This is a genomic window from Paenibacillus tyrphae (assembly GCF_027925525.1).
GTDB lineage: Bacteria > Bacillota > Bacilli > Paenibacillales > NBRC-103111 > Paenibacillus_G > Paenibacillus_G tyrfis_B.
On sequence record NZ_BSDJ01000003.1, the window covers coordinates 249,120 to 272,312 of the forward strand.

General features: G+C 47.9%; 27 protein-coding genes. 18 read left to right on the forward strand and 9 right to left on the reverse strand.

Features of this window, described 5'->3' with window-relative positions; all coding sequences use genetic code 11:
* Positions 1-31 precede the first annotated feature (31 nt).
* The 9 genes from QMG93_RS04780 (at position 32) to QMG93_RS04820 (ending at position 7,196) form a co-directional block, all read left to right on the forward strand.
* Positions 32-277 carry a hypothetical protein gene (locus QMG93_RS04780; protein WP_281933972.1) on the forward strand — a complete coding sequence of 82 codons (246 nt, stop codon included), beginning with the start codon at positions 32-34 and terminating at the stop codon, positions 275-277.
* 367 nt (positions 278-644) lie between these two features.
* Positions 645-1,535 carry an AraC family transcriptional regulator gene (locus QMG93_RS04785; RefSeq protein WP_281933974.1) on the forward strand — a complete coding sequence of 297 codons (891 nt, stop codon included), beginning with the start codon at positions 645-647 and terminating at the stop codon, positions 1,533-1,535.
* A gap of 5 nt (positions 1,536-1,540) precedes the next feature.
* Complete coding sequence (locus tag QMG93_RS04790) at positions 1,541-2,446, forward strand: alpha/beta hydrolase family protein (protein WP_281933976.1); 906 nt, start codon at positions 1,541-1,543, stop codon at positions 2,444-2,446.
* A gap of 153 nt (positions 2,447-2,599) precedes the next feature.
* On the forward strand, positions 2,600-3,139 hold the full coding sequence (locus QMG93_RS04795; RefSeq protein ID WP_281933978.1) for a TetR/AcrR family transcriptional regulator: 540 nt from the start codon (positions 2,600-2,602) through the stop codon (positions 3,137-3,139).
* 85 nt (positions 3,140-3,224) lie between these two features.
* Positions 3,225-3,680 (forward strand): hypothetical protein, encoded by a 456-nt coding sequence (locus QMG93_RS04800; RefSeq protein ID WP_281933980.1) that lies wholly within the window; start codon positions 3,225-3,227, stop codon positions 3,678-3,680.
* Positions 3,680-4,042, forward strand: a complete 363-nt coding sequence (locus QMG93_RS04805) for a DUF6463 family protein (protein ID WP_281933982.1) — start codon at positions 3,680-3,682, stop codon at positions 4,040-4,042. Before QMG93_RS04800 ends, QMG93_RS04805 begins: the two co-directional genes overlap by 1 nt.
* Before the next feature lie 211 nt (positions 4,043-4,253).
* Positions 4,254-4,757: a C40 family peptidase gene (locus tag QMG93_RS04810; RefSeq protein WP_281933984.1), complete on the forward strand. Its 504-nt coding sequence runs from the start codon at positions 4,254-4,256 to the stop codon at positions 4,755-4,757.
* 220 nt (positions 4,758-4,977) lie between these two features.
* On the forward strand, positions 4,978-5,844 hold the full coding sequence (locus QMG93_RS04815; protein ID WP_281933985.1) for a DUF72 domain-containing protein: 867 nt from the start codon (positions 4,978-4,980) through the stop codon (positions 5,842-5,844).
* Between the two features lie 443 nt (positions 5,845-6,287).
* Positions 6,288-7,196 (forward strand): hypothetical protein, encoded by a 909-nt coding sequence (locus tag QMG93_RS04820; RefSeq protein ID WP_281933986.1) that lies wholly within the window; start codon positions 6,288-6,290, stop codon positions 7,194-7,196.
* Between the two features lie 154 nt (positions 7,197-7,350).
* Here QMG93_RS04820 and QMG93_RS04825 read toward each other — a convergent pair whose 3' ends face one another.
* Both QMG93_RS04825 and QMG93_RS04830 read right to left on the reverse strand, forming a co-directional pair.
* Entirely contained in the window at positions 7,351-7,659 is a 309-nt protein-coding gene (locus QMG93_RS04825) for a hypothetical protein (protein WP_281933989.1), read from the reverse strand.
* Positions 7,660-7,723: 64 nt separating this feature from the next.
* Positions 7,724-8,137, reverse strand: coding sequence for an S-layer homology domain-containing protein (locus tag QMG93_RS04830; RefSeq protein WP_281933991.1), 414 nt, complete (start codon positions 8,135-8,137; stop codon positions 7,724-7,726).
* A gap of 323 nt (positions 8,138-8,460) precedes the next feature.
* Between QMG93_RS04830 and QMG93_RS04835 the strand changes: the two genes are divergently transcribed.
* The 3 genes from QMG93_RS04835 (at position 8,461) to QMG93_RS04845 (ending at position 10,527) form a co-directional block, all read left to right on the forward strand.
* A complete protein-coding gene (locus QMG93_RS04835) occupies positions 8,461-8,790 on the forward strand; it encodes a hypothetical protein (RefSeq protein WP_281933993.1) in 330 nt (109 codons plus the stop codon).
* A 527-nt stretch (positions 8,791-9,317) separates the two neighbouring features.
* Entirely contained in the window at positions 9,318-9,971 is a 654-nt protein-coding gene (locus tag QMG93_RS04840; RefSeq protein WP_281933994.1) for a hypothetical protein, read from the forward strand.
* 25 nt (positions 9,972-9,996) lie between these two features.
* Entirely contained in the window at positions 9,997-10,527 is a 531-nt protein-coding gene (locus tag QMG93_RS04845) for a hypothetical protein (RefSeq protein WP_281933996.1), read from the forward strand.
* A gap of 278 nt (positions 10,528-10,805) precedes the next feature.
* Here QMG93_RS04845 and QMG93_RS04850 read toward each other — a convergent pair whose 3' ends face one another.
* Complete coding sequence (locus QMG93_RS04850) at positions 10,806-11,012, reverse strand: helix-turn-helix domain-containing protein (RefSeq protein ID WP_216795727.1); 207 nt, start codon at positions 11,010-11,012, stop codon at positions 10,806-10,808.
* Positions 11,013-11,212: 200 nt separating this feature from the next.
* Here QMG93_RS04850 and QMG93_RS04855 point away from each other — a divergent pair, with 200 nt between their 5' ends.
* Both QMG93_RS04855 and QMG93_RS04860 read left to right on the forward strand, forming a co-directional pair.
* Positions 11,213-11,476: a hypothetical protein gene (locus QMG93_RS04855; RefSeq protein WP_281933999.1), complete on the forward strand. Its 264-nt coding sequence runs from the start codon at positions 11,213-11,215 to the stop codon at positions 11,474-11,476.
* Between the two features lie 207 nt (positions 11,477-11,683).
* Complete coding sequence (locus QMG93_RS04860) at positions 11,684-12,088, forward strand: hypothetical protein (protein WP_281934001.1); 405 nt, start codon at positions 11,684-11,686, stop codon at positions 12,086-12,088.
* Positions 12,089-12,282: 194 nt separating this feature from the next.
* On the opposite strand, the gene QMG93_RS04865 is transcribed toward QMG93_RS04860, so the two are convergent.
* From QMG93_RS04865 to QMG93_RS04875, 3 genes are all read right to left on the reverse strand, one after another.
* On the reverse strand, positions 12,283-13,227 hold the full coding sequence (locus QMG93_RS04865; protein ID WP_281934003.1) for a DUF4367 domain-containing protein: 945 nt from the start codon (positions 13,225-13,227) through the stop codon (positions 12,283-12,285).
* Positions 13,224-13,778 carry an RNA polymerase sigma factor gene (locus tag QMG93_RS04870; RefSeq protein WP_281934005.1) on the reverse strand — a complete coding sequence of 185 codons (555 nt, stop codon included), beginning with the start codon at positions 13,776-13,778 and terminating at the stop codon, positions 13,224-13,226. The genes QMG93_RS04865 and QMG93_RS04870 overlap by 4 nt, the downstream gene beginning before the upstream one ends.
* A 155-nt stretch (positions 13,779-13,933) precedes the next feature.
* The gene (locus QMG93_RS04875; RefSeq protein ID WP_281934007.1) at positions 13,934-15,961 is read right to left on the reverse strand and encodes a peptidoglycan D,D-transpeptidase FtsI family protein; all 2,028 of its coding nucleotides are present in this window, start codon (positions 15,959-15,961) and stop codon (positions 13,934-13,936) included.
* Between the two features lie 238 nt (positions 15,962-16,199).
* Here QMG93_RS04875 and QMG93_RS04880 point away from each other — a divergent pair, with 238 nt between their 5' ends.
* Complete coding sequence (locus QMG93_RS04880) at positions 16,200-17,261, forward strand: YiiG family protein (RefSeq protein WP_281934009.1); 1,062 nt, start codon at positions 16,200-16,202, stop codon at positions 17,259-17,261.
* 66 nt (positions 17,262-17,327) lie between these two features.
* On the opposite strand, the gene QMG93_RS04885 is transcribed toward QMG93_RS04880, so the two are convergent.
* Positions 17,328-17,606 (reverse strand): DUF3784 domain-containing protein, encoded by a 279-nt coding sequence (locus tag QMG93_RS04885; RefSeq protein ID WP_088833591.1) that lies wholly within the window; start codon positions 17,604-17,606, stop codon positions 17,328-17,330.
* Positions 17,607-17,711: 105 nt separating this feature from the next.
* On the opposite strand from QMG93_RS04885, the gene QMG93_RS04890 reads away from it, so the two are divergent.
* Entirely contained in the window at positions 17,712-18,803 is a 1,092-nt protein-coding gene (locus tag QMG93_RS04890) for a M24 family metallopeptidase (RefSeq protein ID WP_281934013.1), read from the forward strand.
* A gap of 81 nt (positions 18,804-18,884) precedes the next feature.
* Here QMG93_RS04890 and QMG93_RS04895 read toward each other — a convergent pair whose 3' ends face one another.
* Positions 18,885-20,618 (reverse strand): sensor histidine kinase, encoded by a 1,734-nt coding sequence (locus QMG93_RS04895; protein WP_281934015.1) that lies wholly within the window; start codon positions 20,616-20,618, stop codon positions 18,885-18,887.
* Positions 20,615-21,340: a response regulator transcription factor gene (locus QMG93_RS04900; RefSeq protein WP_281934017.1), complete on the reverse strand. Its 726-nt coding sequence runs from the start codon at positions 21,338-21,340 to the stop codon at positions 20,615-20,617. The genes QMG93_RS04895 and QMG93_RS04900 overlap by 4 nt, the downstream gene beginning before the upstream one ends.
* 168 nt (positions 21,341-21,508) lie before the next feature.
* Here QMG93_RS04900 and QMG93_RS04905 point away from each other — a divergent pair, with 168 nt between their 5' ends.
* On the forward strand, positions 21,509-22,195 hold the full coding sequence (locus QMG93_RS04905) for an ABC transporter permease (protein ID WP_281934019.1): 687 nt from the start codon (positions 21,509-21,511) through the stop codon (positions 22,193-22,195).
* The gene (locus tag QMG93_RS04910; protein WP_281934021.1) at positions 22,195-23,109 is read left to right on the forward strand and encodes an ATP-binding cassette domain-containing protein; all 915 of its coding nucleotides are present in this window, start codon (positions 22,195-22,197) and stop codon (positions 23,107-23,109) included. The genes QMG93_RS04905 and QMG93_RS04910 overlap by 1 nt, the downstream gene beginning before the upstream one ends.
* The last annotated feature ends 84 nt before the right edge of the window (positions 23,110-23,193 follow it).

Here is a 23,193-nt window from a genome sequence, read left to right on the forward strand (position 1 = left end):
ACCCAAAACAAGATGCTAAGGAGGAACTCAAATGCAAACCGTTTCGGACTATTTGTTTATGGCCTCATTGCTGACGATTATTTTGAGTTTTGTGGGCGGAGGATGGCGGTATATTGGCGTCTCCGCGTACACCACGGATTTGCACATGCAGCAGGACCCTGGTAAAGAATTCAAACGACAGGATAACGCGGTGAAGAGATATTTCAAATCGAAGCTGTTTTGGATTGCTGCGGCAGGCATCGTCATTTCGGTTATTTTGTCGGAAATGGGGTTTTAAAAACAGCAGTTCGGAAACCTATGGGTTCCTTGCAACATCGTAGGCATTGGAAGCGAAGAACTCCCCAAAATCATGGGGAGTTTTTCTGCATGCTACGGAGCTATATTTGACAAAATAAACGCGAGGAGCAGTAATCCTAAAAGGATGAGTGTAACATCCAATTGAGAGTCCCACCAGAATACGAATTACGATGGCCACGATCATTCTCGAAATAAGCTGGATGTGACCCTTTGCATTTTGTATCGCATCCAACCAACGTACAGAATCATTATAAAAATGGGTAGAATGAAGTATAACTTCGCAAAAAATATCAAAAATATCGATCTGAAGTATATTATAGTTATGTTAACTCCATGGAGGCGTTGGAATGAAATACATGGAATCCGTAACTAAAGCGATTGCCTACATAGAAGGTCATCTATCCGATGAGATCACAGCAGATGAAATTGCGAAATGGGTAGGTTACTCCCCTTATCATTTCCACCGAATATTCCAATCGGTTACACGAAACTCCGTTTCGGAATACATTAGGAAGCGGAGATTAACCCATGCTGCTTATGATTTGTTTTACTCCAACCTCAGAATTGTAGAGATCGCAATCAAATATCATTTTGCATCTCAAGAAGCTTTTACTCGTGCATTTCAGCAAATGTTTTCTATCACGCCGGGGCAATTCCGCAAGCAAACGGATATGAAAGATACGCCGTTCCGGGCCATGGAGAAGAAGGCATTGGACGAAGTTAGGCTACGGCAATTACACAACGGAGCAGCTCTTGACCCCGTTATCATCACCAAGAGAAGACTTCAATTGGTTGGCATGGAAATACGAGGACTTCATTCTCACGTCATCGGAAAGCTATGGGACTCTTTTAGACAACACGTGTCAGCAATCGATAGAAGGCGAGATCCCGAATCTATTTATTACGCTCTAATTGAACTTACAGGAGATAAATGGGGAGTTTCTTATACCGCCTGTGTTGAGGTTGTCGAAGAGGGGAAGCTACCTGAAGGAATGGTGTATAAAGTTCTCCCATCAACAACCTACGCTGTATTCTCACATAAAGGAACCGTTGCAAGAATACAAGATACGTTTGAGTACATTTATAGCTCATGGTTGCCCAAATCGGGGAGAACACGTTTGAACCAACCGGAATTTGCACGTTACGATCACAGATATCTGGGTCCAAGTAATGAAGATTCGGAATTTGACATTTACATTCCTATTGGCCCTAAATCTAGTTACTTCGCGGAGGAATAAATGGGATGAGAGAGAACGAAAGATTACAGCAAGGGTATGCAGGTTACCATGAAGTGAAAATACCCGATGCATCGCTGGGCATAACATTTCCTATGTTGGTGATGTATCCTGCCGGCACCCCTGAACAAGCAGATCAATTGGGGCCCTTCCCGTTGGAGTTAGCGAGAGACGCCGAAGTTTTAGCAGGAAAGTTCCCCTTGGTCTTGATCTCTCACGGCACTGGCGGTTCACCGCTTATGTATCGAACATTAGCTCGGTATTTGGCGCAGAACGGTTTTATCGTCGGAATGCCTGAGCATCCGTTCAATAACAGAAATAATAACAGTCTGGATGGTACGATACAGAACCTCACCTACAGACCGAGACATATTCGGATGGCCGTCGACTGGTTTTTTGAAAATAAGATGTTTGAGGGAAAAGTAAAACAGAATGCCGTTTCTATCATCGGGCATTCGCTCGGCGGTTACACAGCTCTGGCAGCTGCGGGTGGCTTGCCAACTTCGTTTCCTCACGAGACCCCGGACAGACAACCGCAGCTCATAGAGGTTGCGCCAGATCCGCGAATCCGGTCCCTGGTATTACTGGCTCCGGCATCGGTCTGGTTTAGAGCTGAGGGGGCGTTAAGTCCAGTTACCGTTCCGATTTTGATGCTGGATGCAGAGAAGGATCCATATACTCCTTCTTTTCACGCACAAATTATATTGAAAGGGGTTGCTGACCAGCATAAGATTCAATATAGAACGGTAGAAAATGCCGGGCACTTTTCCTTTCTGAGCTCATTTCCGGAATCGATGATCACCCCATCGTTTCTTCCTTCTCAAGACCCTCCCGGCTTTGATCGGAAACAATTTCATGAGATACTTAATGCTGAAATATGGAGCTTCCTCATAAGTCAGCCATCTTTTATCTGATCTTTATAGGCATCCCGTATACGTTTAAATGGAAACCATGCTATGTATCTCTCTACTAAACGATTCGTTGAAAGCTTGTGTTGATATTTGGAAGAAGAATGATGTATGATTAAAACATACGATAACGTATGTTTCGGGAGGTGAGTGAGAATCGTGCAGCTCACGAGTGATGATTGGATTAGAGCGGGACTCGAGACGTTATCGCAATCTGGGATTGCATCCGTCAAAATCGAAGCCATCGCTCGAAAACTGAAAATCAGCAAGGGGAGCTTTTACCACTATTTCAGGGATCGCGCTGATTTACTTGAAGCGATGCTTTTCTATTGGGAAGAGCACTTGACCCGAGAAGTCATTGGCCAGATGGAGAACAGCGGCTTGTCTGCCAAAGAACAATTTCAGGCATTGGTGTACCAAAGCTTCTCGCATACGACCAAATTGCAATCGGCCATACTCGCTTGGGCCAATCAAGATGAACAGATTGGAAAGCGAGTGAAGGCGATTGAGCAAGAGCGATTGCGATACATTGCAAAACTGTTCAATGAAATGGGATTCGATCCTGCTGACTCCGATACGAGAGCGGAGATTAGTTACTTTACTTTCCTCGGTTGGATTGACCGAAGCAGCAGAGATCCGGCATTGAAATCAACCCAGTTGGCGGATTCATTTATTAATCTCATCACACAGATGTCCTAGCGCCTTTTAAATTTGATTTAAAAGGCTTTTCCGTAAACAAAACATACGCATTCGTATGTTTTTTCAATTTGAGGAGGAAGATGCGATGAGAGCCTTATTAAAGCTCGGCGGTTATTGTAATCTGGTCATTTCCATACTACATATTGTGGGATTATTCTGGGCGAAGGAATTTTTCCGGGTAACAGGTGTTGCCGAACCCATGAACCAATTATCAGCGCTTCACTATTCACTGCCTTATCTGTTAACCGTGCTAGTGGCTATCGTATTTGCCCTATTTGGCATCTACGCAGTGTATGAGGAGGGTGGATTTATCAAGCTTCCTTTTAGAAAAAACGTGATTTATGGCATTGCCATCAGCTATTTCATACGAGGGTTTGGAGAATGGATCGTGCATGCCATTCTTGGTTCTGTGAATTCTTATGAGACCCTTTACTCAAGTATAGCGATTGCAATCGGCGCCATGTATGGCTTGGGTGGATGGTACCTTTTCAAAAAAAACAAAACGATTCGTCAAACGAACGAAAATCGAGGTGATCTGTGATGCGGATTTGGAAATATAGCGGTATGTATATGATCGCGACAGGGATGATCCATAATGTTGTTGGTTTACTCATGGGTTGGGAAGTTTTGGGCCTTATGGCGCAAGACGGTTGGGTCAATTCGGTGAGTAGTGAGCCTGATAGGAACGCCATATTTTGGTTCCTGGCCATAGGCTTCTTTTGGATGATTACGGGGCATGTTTTCCATAAATATTTGAAAGAAAGTGATCATGCGCTGCCGGCTATTTTCGGGTGGTACTTACTCCTCTTCGCCGTCGTTGGTTGCACGTTAATGCCTGTATCAGGGATCTGGCTGTTTTTCCCGCAAGCCATCATGATCATCCTAGTAAAACGCAATAAGTAAGCGTTAGAAATTTGAAGAAATCCAAAGCCCATACCCTGTCAAGAATAATCCACTCATCGAATTCTCATTCATTTCTAATAGTTGTGGATATTCCTAGGAGCTACTTTGTTTCAGAAACTTCGCCGGTAAATTCCTCCAAATAAATCTATGGTACAGTTAGCTCTGGTGGCCGAGCTGGCTAACCCATTGATCCATAAGGAGGATATCCAACATGTCACAAGTGAAGAAAAATCGCCTTAGTCAATCGTTATTGGGCATAGCTCTAAGCCTTTCCATATTCGGTTCGGCAAGCTTGCTGCTGCCTGCACAATCGGCACAAGCCGCAACGGTGAGCACTTCAAAGGCAGATCAAATCGTGAAAACGGCTCTCTCTTACCAAGGTAAAGTAAAATACCGCTTTGGTGTAAAAGATCCGCAACATCTGACTTTCGACTGCTCCTCGTTCACACAATTTGTATTCAGTAAAAACGGCATTTCGATCCCATGGGGCTCCAGAGCCCAGACTCGCGTCGGAACGCAGGTAAAGGACAAAGCGCATCTGCAGAAGGGCGATCTTGTCATGTTCAGCGTCAGTACACCGGGCAAAATCAACCACGTCGGTATTTATCTGGGTAACGGCAAATTCGTCGGCAACTCTCCGAGCCGAGGTGTTGCCATCTATGATATGAACTCGGGCTATTGGAAGAACCGTTATATCACCGGACGTCATCTGTAAAATTGAACACCATCCATTATCTGTACTTAAATCATTTTGACTCCCTAGGGTCCCTACAACTATCCGGTTGTGGGGATTCCTTTTTTAATACAAACCGAGACGATGTCGAATTCATTTGTAAAATACGGATTTCATTCACGGATAAGGCAGGTTTGAGATTACAGGTATATACCGATAAAATGTAGTATAGGCTTTAAACTTGTTTAAAAGTGGTGAGTTTATGATATCAATCGGGCTTGCTGGATGGGGAGATCATGACGAGTTATATAAGACTGGAATCAGGCCGCAGGATAAGCTAAAAGAATACAATAGATATTTTAAATTGGTTGAAGTGGATAGTTCCTATTACGCGATTCATAAAGAAGATTTGTATAGTAGATGGGCATCAGACACCTCGAAGGATTTCTCATTCTTGGTGAAAGCTTATCAAGGTATGACAGGACACACCCGTCAGAATTATTCTGAAGCGGATATGGAGGGGATGTTCCGAAGCTTTAGCGAGTCGATAAAACCTATTTTAGATGCGGGCAAGTTAAAGGCGGTTCTATTCCAGTATCCACCGTGGTTTGATTGTAACCGCATTAATGTGCGCTTGCTACGAACAGCTAAGGAACGAATGAAAAATATTCCGGTGGCTCTTGAATTTCGTCATCAAAGCTGGTTTAGTACGGAAATGAGCGAAAAGACGTTATTATTTATGCGCGAGGAAGGTTGGATTCATAGTATTTGTGATGAGCCTCAAGTTTTTCCGGGTTCAGTTCCGGTCGTCTTAAAACCAACCAATGACGATTTGACAATTGTCAGGTTTCATGGGAGAAATACGGATGGCTGGACTGCAAGCGGAGCTAAAGACTGGCGAGAAGTAAGGTATCTCTATCGTTACAATCATGAAGAATTACTTGAGTGGAAGGAAAACCTCTTGAAGTTGGAAAAAGAAACCCGGGAGGTTTGCGTGATATTCAATAATAATTCAGGCGGGGATGCCGCGGCGAATGCTTTGCAACTTATAGATCTTCTAGGCCAAGAGTCAACACAACTTCCTCCCAAGCAGATGGACATGTTCGATGACACTACCAAATCGTGCTAATTTGGTTGTTGATGAGAGGTGATGAATCATGAAAGTACACAATTGTCCTTCTTGTAATACCTACAGTAGAGAATGTATAATCGTCATCCAGAATGCGCTGAACTATTCGGAAGAGATTCTAAAGTGCAGTATCTGTTCCTGGAGCGGAAAGTGGTCGGACATGAAAGTGCGGGAGATCCCAGAAGACGAACCGGTCCCAGGCGTCGAACCGATTACTGACTATGGTGTGCTTCATTCAGATACAGCTAGAATTACATATACGGGAGGTTGTTGCCCTCATTGTGGGGGGAGTGATCCTTTATGCTGGTGCATGGCGATCGATTTCTACGAGCCTCCTGCTCGTTAGCGTAACAAGGCTGCTGATCATCGCGGCGGGCTCGGGCCCGGAAGTGGGACGAATTGCACGCTAACAAGCGCAAGATGGTTTTGGAGGGAAGAATAGCGTGGAATTATCTTATTATTTCTACACTGATTTTCAAACCAGAGAAGAAATAGATGAATTTTTACTGGCGCAAGCGAGAAAGGCAGTTGAGGATCGGGCTGATTTTAAAATTAGCAGGCAGGAGGAGAGTGAAGAGGGCGAAGGAGATACGCTGGATTTTATCTGCAAATCCTTTTGCGTCAGTACGAATTTAAGCTTCGTCCAAGATATAGCCAAAGAATTTGATCTCGATGTAAATTTTCGCTTGTGGATCAGCGTTTATCCTAGTGGAGGCGCGAAGTTTATCCAGTTCATAGGTAACTTACTGAGTGGGACAACGGGAGATGCTATATTGCTAGACGAATATGATATTAAAGTGCTGGAAAGAAGACGCGAATCCCTAGCTGTGAATAACTATTATTTTGATGGAGATTTTAGTAACCTCGGGCTTCCTTATGCAAACGGGTTTTATCAAAAGTTCGTGCTGCAGGTAGCTGTTAGTAATATGAACAGTGATGTTATACAAATGTTAAAACCTGAAATCATTCATATAGCTAACGATTGTATTGACGAAGGCAAAATGAATCTAATCGAAGATCCTGGTATTCGATCCGAGTTCGGGATTTGCTGGAATGATTTCAAAGTAGATGTGCAAAAGAGGGGAAAAGGAATAAATCATGTTGGTCAAGTGATAAGTATATCCGGCGGGCATATTTATACCGATCAGCATAATCCCGGTTTAAAAGTAATGATGAATTTCTTCAAACGGGTACTGGAACGTTTTGAAGGCGATTGCGAACTAAGGATTAAAGAAGGATACCTGATCAGGGATTATAGAGAAATTGTTTTATTTGAAAGAACAGATGGTGTGATAACCGTAAATGAAAAAGCGAAGGAAAAAAGTTTATTGGATGAAGTTGGTCTTGGTTGAACAGGATCTATTCAGATTGATAATCAAGGCACTTAACCATTAGCTAAATTAAATTTTGAAAGGCTGCTGAGTTTTCTCGACAGCCGCAAAATGGGGAGAGAATTTCCTAACCCTTGTATTTCCTTCTCATTTATCCCGAAGAGGAAAAAGATGCTTAACGTTTAATCGGGAGAGAATGGTAACCAAACGCTAAATCAATCAAGGCACTTGCTTCTTGACGCTTCAACAAATCTTTTGCGCGGAATGTGAAAGAGCCATCTGCGCTTATCTTCGTATCAGGATCGACGATGCCTTGTGAAGCAAGAGTAGTGATTGCATCTTTTGCCCATGCATCGGCTGTGTCTTGCAGCTTCACTTTGCTGGTTGCCTCCGGTTCAAGCTGTTTCAAAGTTTGGATCATGACAGCAGCGGTTTGTCTTGAGATAGGTGCCGAAAGGTTCAAATCAGGGATGCTTGCGGCCAATTGCTTTCTATTCTTTTCTTCACCCCCGGCAAATCCATACCAGCCATTTGCTTTGATCAGAGCGTCAATAAATTCGCCTTGTCATGGTCCCTGTTGGATCAAATTGACTTCCTGTTTTTGCTCCCATAATGGAAAGAGCGCTGACATTGCTGATATAGGTCGTATAGCTACTGGAGTCAGAGACGTCTGAATAAGTCTGCTTCCCATCCATTTTTTGTGAATGGGCACCGGCATATGCGAGGTTATTTAGCGTCGCATAATAGAAGTATTTGTTACCGTTTTTATCTTCCTTGAATGCGATTTTATTGCCTTCCTCATCTACAAACAGTTGAGGGTGAATCATTCGCAGCTTTTGTTTTCCACTTGTTGCATCTTCTACCATGAGTGAGCCGTTCTCGTAAGCAATAGAAGTGCGGATCCAAAAGGTACGCGTATTTTGGTAGACCCCGATATATTTTTGTGCCTCCTTTTCACTCAAGGGCAAGTAAACACCTGCCCGTGGCGCTGGACTGGAAACGACTGGTTCCAGTCCTGTGAATCTTACCACTTTATTGCTGTAAACCTAAAGTTTTCAATAAACAAGGTCGATAAAGACGTATGCGAAATGATTACAAAAAACTCATAAGCACCTCGGTTGATCGTATGGGAAGATTGGGGGGATTAATTAGAACGGGATGCCCCATGAAAACCACTACCGAATGTATGTTTGATTGTGGTATACCGAACTTAGGTTCACATTAAAAGAGTTACCTGTGTTAATTGGAGAGTTAAAACGTAAATATAACCGGGAAGGATGTTTATATGATTATTTGGAAGGGTCTAGGCATTTTGAATATTGTTGTTCTAGCGATTATGTTTGTTATAGTTAATCTTTTACTATCCGCTTTGGGGCTTGGGTCAATGGATTCCAAGCTGCCGCTGGCTTTTGGCTTCATTGTATCGGGAGTTATTATCTGGTATATGGGGAAAGCACTTAACGCCAAATCGGGCAAAGTGCTAGTTGATGTGGAAACGGGACAACACTATAAACTGGGAACCTCGCACAGTCTGTTTTTCATCCCTATGCATTATTGGGGCCCTGTCAGTCTAGTGATTGGATTCATTTTAATAGTTGCATCGATATTTACATAACCCTGATTGTAGAAACATGAACAATTTCCAGATCAAAAAGTGGTCTTTTTGCATTTGGTTCTTGTCGCGGTGGCAGGTGAAAAAGCCCCATCAGTGCTGAATGAATCTGGAGCACAATAATGCTTGACGTATAACTTGAATACCGCGTAGCTACATAAAACAGGTCGATTATGGTTATTTACCATCATGATCGACCTGTTTTTGCAAATTATAACCTATGAAGCTTGCCAATGGCTGTACTAAGTTGACAGGCGAGCCCGAGACCGTCCCGCCCGTGTCGGGCAAGCTCGCTAACCTACGATGCCGAATATGTGCGCACCTCCATGATCTGGAACGGCAAGACCACACGTTATGTGGTCACCCAAAATGCCGATCTGACCCAAGTTCTCATGAAGTTGGAGGAAAGTGGAGCAATCAAAGCGTATTATGTATATGGACTGGGGCTCATCGGTCGTAAGGATGCCTAGGGAGAATATAGGATTTGTTTGATAAGCGACAAGTATGATTGACGGAGGAAGCATAGGAGTATGGACTATAGTACGATAATTAACAACTTTCAGCTGAGTCTTGAAAGAAATGGTATGGATTCTGATGAAGTAAAAGTAGCCTTTAGAGAGGCTGATTTAGTTGACCTTAATTACCTACGGGATCTCTATGGAACATACAGCAAGTCATCTTTGTTTTATAATGAAGAAGATTTAAAAGATCTAAAAAAATATGTAATACCTGAAAGTGTTGTTGATTTCTACCGTGTTTTTGAACCTCATCATATACCTCTATTAAGTGGTGGAATAGGGTTAATGACGTTAGAGTCAATAAAAATGGAGAACTCTTCTGCCTCCCCAAGTATGTATCTAATAAAATATGGCCTACTAACAATAGCTACTACAATAGGAGGCCACGTCATTTGTCTTGATTTAAATACAACAAATCATAATCAACCTCGTTTAGTAATGGCAGAGCAGTCTTTTTGTTCCTACAATGAGGATTTAGATGTGGTAGAATGCGTGCTAGTCCCTGATGAGATTGCTGAAAATTACGCCGATGATGAACCAATCGTCTTGTCATACGATTTAATCAAACAATGCCTCCCAGAAATAGCCGCATCCTTTCATGAATTTTTAGAAAAACTATCAAGTGAATCATATGAGAATATAGAGGATGATTTTCTAATCATATAATCATAACCATTGAAAGGTGAAGAATATGAATGAACTATTAAGCGAAAAAATAGATAAAATTATGGAGATATTAAGTGAAGACTACCCGCAAAGTCTGACCTATGGTGAAATTGTTAAAGATATTGCCGGGGAACAATTCACAAAAATCGATAATAGTATTTTAGAAGATTATTACTTTATTACGAATAGATATGAGAGATTAATTGGAGGAGTTATCAATGTATATAGCCAACGGAAAATTGACAAAATTCAATTTTATGCGGAGGAAATGCTACAGTTTGATGGTGAGTGGATTTGTATAGGGAAAATTGAAAGATACCCCTTGTTTATTAATAAGGTAGATGGTCATGTAACTTGCTTATTTGGAGAACCATTAGATCAAGATTATGTCTTGGAGTCATATGGAGACTTCAATAATTTTTTACTTAACTATTTTTTAGGGGAACAATATGGAGAAATTGGGTTGAAGTTTGTTGAATCTGGAGGGAGTATAGATACCGTTGGCTCTAAAGATGATGAATGGTATAAAGTGTTAGAAGAGAATCATTTATTATAATACTCAACTTTTTCGAACTCTCTTTCCAAGGCTATTGATTTTTGATAACCAGGCCATTATTTCATCCATAATTCGTCTAACGTTTTTGCGGATTTCGGCAACGGTGTGATTGACATGTGTTAATCACATAAACCATCCGGGCCGAAGGTGAAGTCTGTAAAAATATTTATAAAGGCTTATTCCAACTTGAACCGTGAGTTAGGAATGAGTTTTTTTTACATGCCTTTTCAGGGCAATCGTCGGATTGCCGGCTAGGAAATGGAATGACCCTGCGGGGCTTAGTCATCCTCCAACACAAGAAGTTCATGTAAGCTGACATTAAGCGTCCTACAAATCTGTTCTAAGGTATCAAAGTATGCAGCATTTACTTTATCGGAGCAAAGATGACTTATTGTATTGGGGCGAACATTCATTAACCGGGCTAACTCCCGTTGAGACATTCCTTTTTCTTCAATGATTTCTTTTAATCTTAGCCGAACTGGCATACCATTCTCACCTGTTGTTTTTACTTATAACTATAAACCTCTATAGAACTAATTTCAAAGAAAAATGCTTGATTGTATCTGTATTCCGATATATAATTTTGGTTAATAACGGAGTAGCGTTACAAAAATTCAAATTTTCCAGTGGAGGTAATATTAATGAATGCATTGGACTACGGCCGTCCTACGAGGAGGTTCCCGATATGGAAATGACCGAAACTACCCTTAAGGACCGATTGGATGCCGAAGAACGAGACCTGATGCGGCAAATTCAAACCTATGAAGCTTGCACCATGGCTGTATTAAATATGACCAGTGGTCAATTAATATCATTACATAAGTTAGCGGTTGAAGACATTGTTTCGACCCTTCATCGCGCAGCCCTTGATCTGCAAACCGAATTGCTGTATGTGCGGTTAGAAAAGGCGCTGAGCCTATCGTCAAAACAAGAAACAGGATTGGCCTGAAACCCAGGAGATATACAACTTTACCAAGGGGTTAAATGAAATAATGACAACGTTAACTTCAAATATTTGTAACATTTGGATGAAAAGTTCGTATGATTTAATTGAAAAATATTCCAAATTAAGGGTTTGTATGGTATTAATTGATTGAGGGCACTGGCCAGACCTCAAAATTATTTTGCACGGTGTTATTCGGAGGAGGATAAAGAAATGAAAAAAATGACAACTGCTTTGACGATTGCCGTGGTGGGAGCAAGTCTTGTTTCAAGCCCTGGCTTTGCAGCGGAGGGAACCCCGGTTCAACAAGCGCCTCAACAGCAGATTATTGTCGCGCCGCCGGAAGGCGAGGTTACGTATCATTTGGCGCCGGGTGCCGTGGCGGTTGCCGGTCCTTATGTACTCCAGCCGAACGAAGGCATTCGCATCACCTCGATTATCGCCGACGAGTACGATTGGTGGCTTATGGATCTGAGGAACAACAACCAGACGATCCGGAAAGAGCAAGCGGAAAACAATACGATTTATGTGAAACAGAGCAGCCAGTACATGCTTTTCATCAAAAACAAAAAGCAATGCACCAACTTGATGAAGGTAAATATTCGGGTGGTTCGCTAGCTGCATTCTAGGCAAAGTACAGTTCCTTCACACTTTTATTCTCGATCTGAGAAATATTATAGAGTAGTAAGGTCATAAGGACGAGACTCCCCACCGGGAGTCTTTTTTCCATTTTAAAAGTAAGCGTAAAAAAGCTCCCCGCTTTGAGCAAGCAGAGGAACTTTTTACGCTATTGATGATTCGGCATGTTAATTTTAGTTCAAGTACGCTTCGGCGATTTTAATCAATTCCTCTTTGCCCATTTTACTGAACTCGTCGATTTGATACGTATATTCGCCGTCGATGTTCCATGTGATATTTTTACTTGAGCCTTTTCCGTCTTTGTCTTTATATTCCGTGTAAAGCATCTCTACTCCCTTAACCGTGATCTTTTCCTGCTCGAAGTCGATTTTTTCATCCACGTAGGCTGTAAACGTATCCTTGGATTTAATGACAGTAACGGCTACTTCATCATTCCCTTGTTTATAAACGGACCTCAAATGTAAAAGATCATCAGACAGCTCGATCGGCATCATCGCATAATCCTTGCCTGATTCCTCCGCCTGCTTCCGCAGCTTTTCCGCCGTCGCCACCTTTTCATCCGGGGCAGGAGGATTCACCTCATTGATTGGGTTAAAGAAGACCTTAGCGTTTTCGAACTTGTAATTGCCTTCCAGATGGTCGAGAATCGTAATCGGCTTGCCTGCCATTTTGGCACGGAGTGCGGACACATCGTTAAAGACGAACGGCTTGAATCTGGTGTCCGTTTGCTTGTTCGAATTGTTCGGAACGATATAAAAGATCGCTGCCGAACCATCCGGCAACAGCTCTTCCGCCAAATCCCGGCTCATTCCTATGCGTCGGGTATCTTCTTCCGAATATTTGGCCTGGGGAGGAGCCGACTTCAACGGTTTTACCTCATAAACCGCTTGTCCCTGTTCGTTTTTCAATACCCCGTACTTCACCGCTGCAAACCCTGAAGATACCGTCAACAGCATTCCCATTGCGACCAACACACCGACTTTATATTTCACAAAAAATCGCTCCTTTTTGTTCCGCTCAGCGTACAGTTTCCTCATCACTTCTCCAGTCAAGTCAACATCGGGAATCTGCGGGTCATGAAAAAGTGCTTTCAAATCCTGATCCTTGTCCAATGTCATACGAATCCCACTTCCTTCACTTGAGCATAGTACTTCCGGAACTTTGCAGCCGAACGTCCGTATTTTTTTCGAAGATTGGCGCTGCTCTGATTCAGAATCAGGCTGATTTCCTCGTAGCTCTTATCCTCCACAAAGCGCAAAATTAACAGGTTCCGTTCTTCCACGGATAATCTCGATAGGGCTTGGTGCACAAATTCATTGAAATAGTTGGCTTCGATCTGCAGATCTATAGGTTTATTTTCCTTGTCATCCCGGTAAAAGAAGGGCAGATATTTGGCCAGCTTACGCTTGCGAATCACATCAATACAATGGTTGTAGGCAATCTTGTACAACCAAGCCCCGAACGGCACATCCTGACTGTACTTCGTCAAATTGCGAAATGCCTTCAAAAATACTTCTTGTCCGCTATCCTCCGCTTCCGTATCGCTGCCCAGCATGTGATAGCAGTAGCGGAAGATCGGCTTTTGGTAATGCTGCACGATGTTTTCGAACTTGTCGATATCACCCTCCAAGACGTCAGCAATCATCTGACGCAGTTCTGAATCGTCCACCTCGTTCACTCCCTTTCACCCTGTACAACGAACTACCCGTGCAAAAATGTGACAGTACCAACAGAATAATTAATTTTGCGTGAGCCGGGCAAGCAAGAAAAAAACAAGGCTTACTCCAACTCATCATTCGAGCAGGAGCAAGCCTTTCCACATGCTTATTTATCGGCGGCCGCTTTGCTTCCCTTGGGCACACCGTCCAGGCCGTAATATTGGTCATACGCATCGAAGATTTTGCGGGCGATCGGTGCGGCGCCCCATGCGCCGAATCCGCCCTCCGGGACGACCACGGCTACGGCGAGCGTCGGATTTTCCAGAGGCGCGAAAGCGATGAATACGGCGTTGTCGACCAACTTTTTACCGACGGATTGCGTAGAAGTGCCGGTTTTTCTAGCAAAAGGATACGGGAAGCCGTCGAAGCCTTGTACCTTGACATTGGCCATGCCTTGCAGCACCGCGTTCCACTCGGCCGCGGCAAATTCCGTTTCGTCCAGTACGACCGGTTCGTCGAACTTTTGGATCAGCTGGCCTCTATCGTAGCTTTCGATCTTGTCCACCAATAAAGGCTTGAGCCTTTTCCCTCTTGTGGCGAGGGTTGTGGCGAATTGGGCCAATTGCAGCGTCGTGTAACGTTCGTTCTGACCCCAGGAGGCAAATACCATCCGGGATTGGAACGATTCGCCCTTGTTCGTTTTAAACTCGTTGACGCCTTTATACTCTCGCGGCAAACCGCTTTGCGTGGAAACCCCCAGCCCGAACTTGGCCAAATAGTCCTCCCACACGTCTACGGCTTTTTCGCCGTACTTCGAGTGCAGCTCATTGCCGATTTTGGCTGACATAAACGTGTTGGACGAGTGCGCGATGGCCGTGGCCGGCGTCAGCCACCCGTAAGCGGCCCGGTCGGAGTTGGTTAAGCGCGAGTTGTCTTTGCCGTAGGTAAATACGCCGGTATCGTAATATTGGGTTCCAGGATGGATGAGCCCTTCCTTGAAGCCGATCAATACGGACAACGGCTTGATCGTCGAGCCCATATATACGATTGAAGTGGGATGCTTGGTCCATTCTTCCTTCGGAAAATTGCCATAGGCGGTCGTAATGGTGCCGTTGTTGACAAAAGGCTGGATACTATCGTAATCGCTTTTCGTCGAGAATCCGCTGATCCATAAGTTCGGATCGTAATCCGGCATGCTGGCCATGGTGACCACTTTGCCCGTCTTCACCTCCATCGCTACCGCATACCCCGCCCGGGCATTCGGAGCGTAAGCGAACCGGTTGCCGGAGGATTGCAGGGTTTCCAGATGGTCCATAATGGCTTTTTCCGTCATAAGCTGGACGTCCTTATCGATCGTCAAATACAGATGGTTGCCTTTCTTCGGAGTCTGCAGCGTTACCTCGGGGCCGGCAATTTTATTGGCCGCATTGACCGGAAACGCTTTGTATCCGCTTTCTCCACGTAGCTCCTTCTGGTACATCAGCTCGATGCCATCGAATCCGACCTCCTCCGTATCGACGTAGCCCTCCGTATTTTCTTTCTTTTTATAAAAGGGAAGTCCGTACTGCGATTCCCGCGCGGCAGGAAACGGCTTCATATAGCCGACCAATTGAACGGCAACCGTATTTTCCCGGTCGTAGGTCCGCGTGCTTTCCTCGATGACTTGAACCCATTTCAGTTCATCGCGCCACTCCCCGATATACGCGATTTCATCGCGAGTGAGATCCGTCTTGATCCGGCGGGGGACGTAATAGAAGGAAGGCTCCTTTGTTTTTGCTTTCGTCAGATCGAATCCGACATCCATCAGCCTGATGATGTCTTCGGCGGACAGCTTTTTGGGAGACGGGGCTCCGCGTTCCGAGAAAATTCGTTCCAGCTCGCGCGCAAGGGCAATGACTTCATCCTGCGTTTGTGCTTGCTCAATACGAAAATAAAGCGATTGGGTAGGCGTGGTATAGGCGATTGGAGCGCCTTTGCGATCGAAAATATTGCCCCGGGTGGGCCGTATGGGCGTGTTTTTATGGTTGGCTTCCTCATCCTTCAAATGTTGGCTTTCCACAAATTGAAGCATGGCAAGCCGGAGAATCAAGACCGAGAACAAACAAAACGTAATAAAGAAAAAGACATTGATTCTGGATGCAATAGTAAGTCCGCTGCTTGGCGGACGCATCCGTTCGGCTAACTTTTTCAACATCGTGCCTCCTGAGCAGGAAAAGGAAGAAATTTCTGCTATTGTACAGACGATCCAATATGAAAAAAAGGTGCATAAGCCGAGAAAAAAAGGGATTTATTTTTTAACGATTCAGAATTGTGAAAAATACCACTTTACTGGGATTTGTCCTAAAGCTTTCAAACCGATTTGCCGATAAAACAAGCTGGTATCTATTTTCCAGATTTGGACCGAAAATTTAAATCTCTTGGAGGCTTGTATTTTGAAAAAGTTCAGCTCATTTGTTGCGCTCGCGCTGCTATGCACGATGTTTACCGCCTGCTCTAATCTGAAAATAAACCGGCCGGCTGCGGAACCAAGCGGCACGACGGCCGACAAAACGTCCGGAGACGCGTCGGGTTCGAATAAAAACGACACGGCAAACATCGAAGCCTTGGACGAGGCGATGGAGGTCGAGAAATATAACGCGTATGTAGGCCTGAATAATTTTATGACCGGACGGTTAGATCAGGTGTTAACCGATTATTTTGACAAGTTTGGCGATGAAGAGCAGCCTGTCATTGACAAGAACTTCAGCTTTACCATGCTCTCGATTTCATCGGGTGACGCGAAAGCTTTGGAAACGCAGTTTGGCTTCGCCGATAAAGCGCCTGCCTTTCCTGCAATCGATCCGGTTGTCGTCCGATTGAAGCCGGCGATGAACGATCTTACGGCGATCCTGAGCGAGGCCCGCGAGTATTATAAAACCAAAGGGTATGTCGATGACCATTTTGCCAAAGCCAAAGAAATGCATCCGAAGATCGTCAAGGCGGCGGATGCGTATTATGCCGTCGCGGACGAGTACTTGAAGGCGATGGCCGGCATGGGAGCCGAGCGCAAGAAGGAAAGCCTGAAGAAATTCCAGGAGAATGACGAGCAGATCAGGTACGGGGCTTTGAAGTTTTTGGTCGATGCCCAGGCGCTGTCCGCCGAGATGGAGGAGCAGGGCGTAACGGCCAAAAACATCCTGGATCTGGATATGGAGAAGTTTAGAGCGAAGTACGACCCGCTGGTGGACGATCTTAAAAATCTGACACAGCACGCCCAGGACGAGCAACGGCTGAAGAAAGAAAAGATAGAAAGCTATACCTTGAATTCATATATAGAAGAGGCTCAAAAGGTCAAGGTGGCCGCTTCCGACATCATTGAGCGCGTGAACAAGAAACGCAAGGTGGACGAGTTTGATTTGAAAAGTCGTTTCTTTACCGAGAATCAAGACGGCACGCCGGAAAAGTTCGAAAAGATGCTTCGCGACGCCATCCAAAAGTACAACCGCTTGAAGTAGGAGTCGGACTCTCCCGTGCCCGAGGCGGCATTTCGCCGCCCGCCGGGAACATCGTGCCTTGGCCTATCAGTCCACCATATTCATGTTCACATAAACGAGCAGGATGACATATCCCAGGATAACAAGAGGAACGAGTGCGTTGCCGTAAGGGAGGTTGAGCGCGCCGGCCAAGATGAAGAGCACGCTGACGATCAGATTGTAGGTCCCGACGATTTTGGCCAGCTTCTCTTTATCGCGGACCCGGCTTTCGTTGAAACCGGATAAAAAACGGGTATATTTTTTCGCGCCGATCAGATAAGCTAAGAGATAGGTGATGAATCCCAGCAGAATGAGATGATAGTTCATAGGCAGAAACCTCCTCGTATCATCGTATATTCATAGCCTTTGATTACATTATACCAAGGATTTGTCGCCCCGGCATGAAAACATGAAGGGCAGGGGAGATTGGATATGAACGACAGAATCGCGAAGCTGCAAGCTTATATGGAGAACCGTGAATTGGACGCGGTATTGATTACGCTGCCGAAGCACGTATTTTATTTGACGGGCTACGCCTCGGACCCGCACGAACGGTTCCTCGGACTGCTGCTCGCCCGGGGAGAAGAGCCGACGCTGGTCGTCCCTGCGCTGGACGAAGAAGCTGCGCGGGGCGCGGCCAAGGGTGTCGGCGCGTTCGCTACCCATACGGATACGGACGATCCGTACGCCGTGCTCAAGGGGCTGCTGCCGGGAGGAATCCGGCGGTTCGGCCTGGAGAAGACGCATCTGACCGTCAGCCGGTTCGAACGGCTGAACGAGGCGCTCGGTGCCTCGGAGTACGTCGATGTGGACGAGCCGCTCCGCGAGATGCGGGTCGTGAAGTCGGACGACGAAATCGTACGGTTGAAGCGGGCCGTGTCGCTGGTGGAAGAGGTGCTCCGGCGCGGGCTGGAGAAGGTTGCGCCGGGAGTCACGGAAATCGAGATTGTCGCCGAGCTGGAATACCAGATGAAGAAGCTCGGCTCGGAAGGCCCGTCGTTCTCCACGTCGGTCTTGGCAGGGGAAAAGTCAGCGATGCCGCACGGAACGCCGGGGCTGCGAAAAATCCAAAGCGGCGAGCTGCTGCTGATCGACTTGGGCGTCTTCGCGGACGGCTACGCCTCCGACATTACGCGGACCTTCGCCGTCGGAGATATCGACGACGAGCTGAAGCGTATCTACGACACGGTGCTGCAGGCGAATTTGCGGGCGATTGAGGCGACGAGGCCCGGAGTGACGTACGCCAGCATCGACAAGGCGGCCAGAGATGTGATCGAGGCGGCCGGGTACGGTCCGCAGTTCGTGCACCGGCTCGGCCACGGGCTCGGCATCGATATCCACGAGTTCCCGTCGATTCATGCCGGAACGTCCGATCTTCTCGTTGCGGGCGCGGTCTTTACGGTCGAACCGGGCATATATGTTCCGGGGCTTGGCGGCGTGCGTATCGAAGACGACGTCCGGGTGACCGACAGCGGCGTCGAAGTGCTGACGTCGTTCCCGAAGGAACTGACGGTGATCGGGTAAACTTATATGAAGAAAGGTCTGCTTGCTCGTCCTTCGGACGGCAGGCAGACCTTTTTCGTATTGTTGCAAAGCGTCTAAACCTTAAGCCCCGCCAAAACGCAGCACAATCTCCGTCCCCTCGCCCGGCTCGCTGTGTACGGCAATATCGCCGCCATGCGCCAGCGTCAACTGCTTGGCGATCGTCATGCCGAGGCCCGAGCCGCTCGTTGTTTCCTCCGTATTCGTGCCGCGATAGTAGCGATCGAACAGCCGGTCCAGCGTCCTCGGGTCCATCCCCGCGCCGTTGTCGCGGATCGTGACCGTGAAGCCTTGGCCGGGCTCTGCTTTTACCGCAATGTCGATGGCTGTCTGCGCTGGGTTGTGCTTGATCGCATTGGAGATCATATTGTCGACAATGCGGGTGAACCATTTGCGGTCGATCGGGTACGTGACCGGGCTGCTCGAAGGGGAGAACGTGATGGTATAGGAGGCAGCCTGCGGATCGTTCATAAAGGCGACGACGGCCCGGCGCACGACTTCATTGACGTCCGAAGGCTTCCGGTCGAGCGGCAGCGCGTTGTTTTTCAAGCGGTATGTCAAGCTCAAATCCTCGATCAGCTCCGACATGAAATCGGACTTCTCGCGCAGGGTACGACCAATCGTCCGCAGCTCCTCTTCGGACCAGGAGTACGAGGCCGATTCAAGCACATGCGCATAGCCGCTGATCGACGATAACGGCGTCTTCAAGTCGTGGGATACGCCGGTGATCCATTCCTCGCGCGTCTGCTCCAGCCGGTTCCGCAGCTGCTCGCTGCGGGCAAGCTCCAGCCTCAAGCCTTCGAGCGATTCGTTCACTTCCCGGAACAACCGGAAGGACCCCTTCGGCTTCCTAGGCCGATTCCCGCTGACGCCGGACTTCCCCTTGCCCGCCCGGGGCGGCTGCGTATAGTTCCCCGAAGCCAATTGCTCGATGAATTCCAGCATCGCCCGGAACGGACGGCCGAAGCGGACACCGTAGACGTAGGAGAGGAGCAGAATGAACGCGGCCAGACCGATAAAATAGGCGAGAAACCCATTCGAGATGATCTGATCTATCCCTTCCCCAGCCTCCGCAGACATCCCGTCCGAGGTACGGACGATCCACGTCTGCCGGGTCGCGGGGTCAAAGTGCACCGCTTCCTCCGCCTCCGTCTTCCCCGCAGCTGAGGCGCTCCCCAGCATGTCGCCGAGGGTGGCCTCCGGACGGACCGCGTGCTCCTCCCCGAATGTGTGAAGCAGACGGCCGTCGGCGCCGTAAATGTGCAGCGAAGCCTGCTGCTGCCGCAGCGCCTGCTCGCCTGCCGGCGATAACGCCCGCCCGTCGAAGGCGGGCAGCACCTGCTGCAGCGCCTCATCGGCTTTGCGCTTCGCGCCGTAGACGACGACGTACGTCGTGCTGTCCTTCTCCACCCGATTGACGGTCAGCGTATATGGAAAAGGAAGCTTTTTCTTCCAGTAGGCGAACAGCTCTCCCGGCGCGTACTGCCCGGGCACATCGGCGGGCGCCGCGGATGAGGCGAGCACACGCCCCTCCGGGTTCACGATCTGGAGCCAGCCGCCGCGCTCCGGCAAGGCAGACGCCCATGCGGCATCGACGACGGCTTGACCGCCCTTCACGGCAAATGACGAACGGAACGCCCCTAACCCCGGGAGGCCTTCGGGATTTTGGGCGGCGTGCTTTTCCGTCTGCAGGCCGATGTAGACGAGCAGTACGAGCGCCCCCAGCGCCATGACCCCAATGAACAAGACCAGCTGCGCAACGAATTGAAAGGTGAGCCTGCGGCTGATACGGTTCATGGCAGCTCCTTAGGCGGGACGAGCTTGTAGCCGAGCCCGCGGACCGTCACCAGGTAATCCGGCTGTCCCGGGGCCCGTTCGATGCGCTCGCGGATGCGCCGGATATGGACGATGACCGTATGATCGTCGCCCATGCTGTCGATGCCCCAGACCGCTTCGTACAGCTGGTCCTTCGTGAAGATGCGGTTCGGATGCTTGCAGAGGAAGAGCAGCAGTTGGAACACCTGGGCGGGGCAGGCGACCGGCTTTCCTTCCACGCGTAATTCCCCGGCCAGTTCGTCGACCTGGAAGCGCCCGTAATCGTAGACGAGCGCGTTCGTACGGGCGGACTTGCCAGGTTCCTCCGCCTGCGGCCTGGAGCGGCGCAGCTGCGCCTTCATTCGTGCGACGACCTCCAGCGGGTTGAACGGCTTCGTAATGTAATCGTCGCCGCCCATCGCGAAGCCGGTCAGCTTGTCCAGATCCGAGCCCTTCGCGGTCACGAACAGGATCGGAGCATCCGTCGTTTCCCGGATAAACGGGCAAATCTCGAAGCCGCTTTTATCCGGAAGCATCACGTCGAGCAAAATAATGTCGTAGCGCTTCTGTCTGCACCGGGCGAGCGCCGCGGCGGCCGATTCGGCATGGTCGATGCGGCGGAAGCCTTCTTTTTTCAACACCATATCCAGCATTAGCAGGAGAGCCGGCTCGTCGTCCACCAGCAAAACAGCCGCTTCTTCCATATCTATCGTTCCTCTCTATAGTCCAAAGATGATCTGTTATTAAGTATAACGCTTCCGGGTTAACAGAACCTAAACGGCGCGGCACATGATTTATCTTGTCTTTATCCGGTGCTTCGCCGCCGTTTAGCTCCGCGGTGTATGCTGTTGGAGTGAAAGGGGAGAAGCAACATGTTAGCCATCTGGAAAAAAGAATTCGTGCAGTCCTTTAAAAGTGTGTTTTCGATCGTGACAATTGCGATTTTTACAGCGGTCTCTTATTATTTGTCGGACTTCATCGCGAAGAATAGCGCGATGCTCGGCAAGGAGGTAGCCGAAGAAGGCTATGTCAGCGGCTTGGTGCTGCTGATCTATCTCTTTGGTTTTTTGTTTATGTTTTCCCTGTTCCACGATACCATGAATCGCGAGCTGGAAAGTCGAACCATCCGTTTTCTAGTGACCAAAACGTCGCGGCTGTCGATCGTGCTGGGTAAGTTTCTCGGTATTTTCACGTACTGGTTCGTCTGCTTGCTGGTATCGTTCGGCATCATTACGGTATTCGCGGAAAAGTTTTATTTCAAGTCGTTTGGCCAGCTACTGGTGATGATTCTGTACATGGTATCCATGTGCCTGCTGCTGTCCAGTCTGATTCCCAGACGCTCGATGTCGATGTTTAGCGGTCTGCTCGTCGGCTTGGCCATCCCTCTGTTCGGGCTGTGGAGCCAGTTTTCCGACAAGCCGTGGCTGAAAATATTCAAGTATGCGACCCCGTATTATTACTTTATCGATGGCGGTTCTTGGGGCTGGGCGGTCGTTCTGCTGATGGCGGCCGTTATGTTGGGCGGCTCCATTCTGCTGCTGCAAAGGAGGGATCTGTAATGCTTGCGATCCAGACGAAGGACCTGAGAAAATCGTACGGACCGCACGAGGTGGTGCGCGGCATATCGCTGCAGGTGAACCAAGGGGAAATATTCGGATTCCTCGGCCGCAACGGCGCGGGAAAAACGACGTTCATCAACATGCTGACCGGCATCGTCCGGCCCTCGGGCGGGGAATTTTCCATTCTGGGCACGCCTCATGGGCAGTTGGACCGCGTCAAGCGGCATATCGGCGTGCTGCCGGATTACACGGAGTTTTACGGGAACGATACGGCGCTTGAGCATCTGCGGTATTTCTCGGGTGTGAAGGGGCTGAAGGTTTCCAGACAGGAATGCTTGGACGTGCTGGACAAGGTCGGCTTAAGCCAGGCGGCGCATGTGAAAACGAAGAAATTTTCGTTCGGGATGAAAAAGAAGCTGGGGGTCGCGCAGGCGATTCTCGGACAGCCCGGACTGATTTTTTTGGACGAGCCGACCTCCGGGATGGACCCCGAGTCGGCCTTGGAGATGCAGCAGCTCATCCGCACACTCGCGGACAAGCGGCAGACGATCTTCATGACCTCCCATAATCTCCACGAAGTGGAAAAGCTCTGCACGCGCATTGCGATCATGAAGCGGGGGAACATCACCGGGCTGGGCACGATCGAAGAGCTGCAGCGGACGTTCCAGCCGGGCATGCAAGTGACGGTCAAGCTGGCGGCGCGGAGCGAAGAGCTGTATGGGAAGGCGCGCGAAGCCTTACATCAGCAGGGCATTTGCCGCATCCAAAGCTGGGATGAGCGGCACCTTACGGCGGAGATTGGGGAGGAAGCGGATATAGCTGCCGTCATCCGCGTGCTGTGCTCGCATGAAGTGGATATGTTCAGCGTACAAACGGCGCGTTTGTCGCTGGAGGACATTTTTATGCTGGATTAGCTCTTGCGGGATCTCTCCTCATGGTTGACAATGGAAAATGAAAAGCCCATCTGTGAAGATGCGTTCACGCCGAAGTACATCACT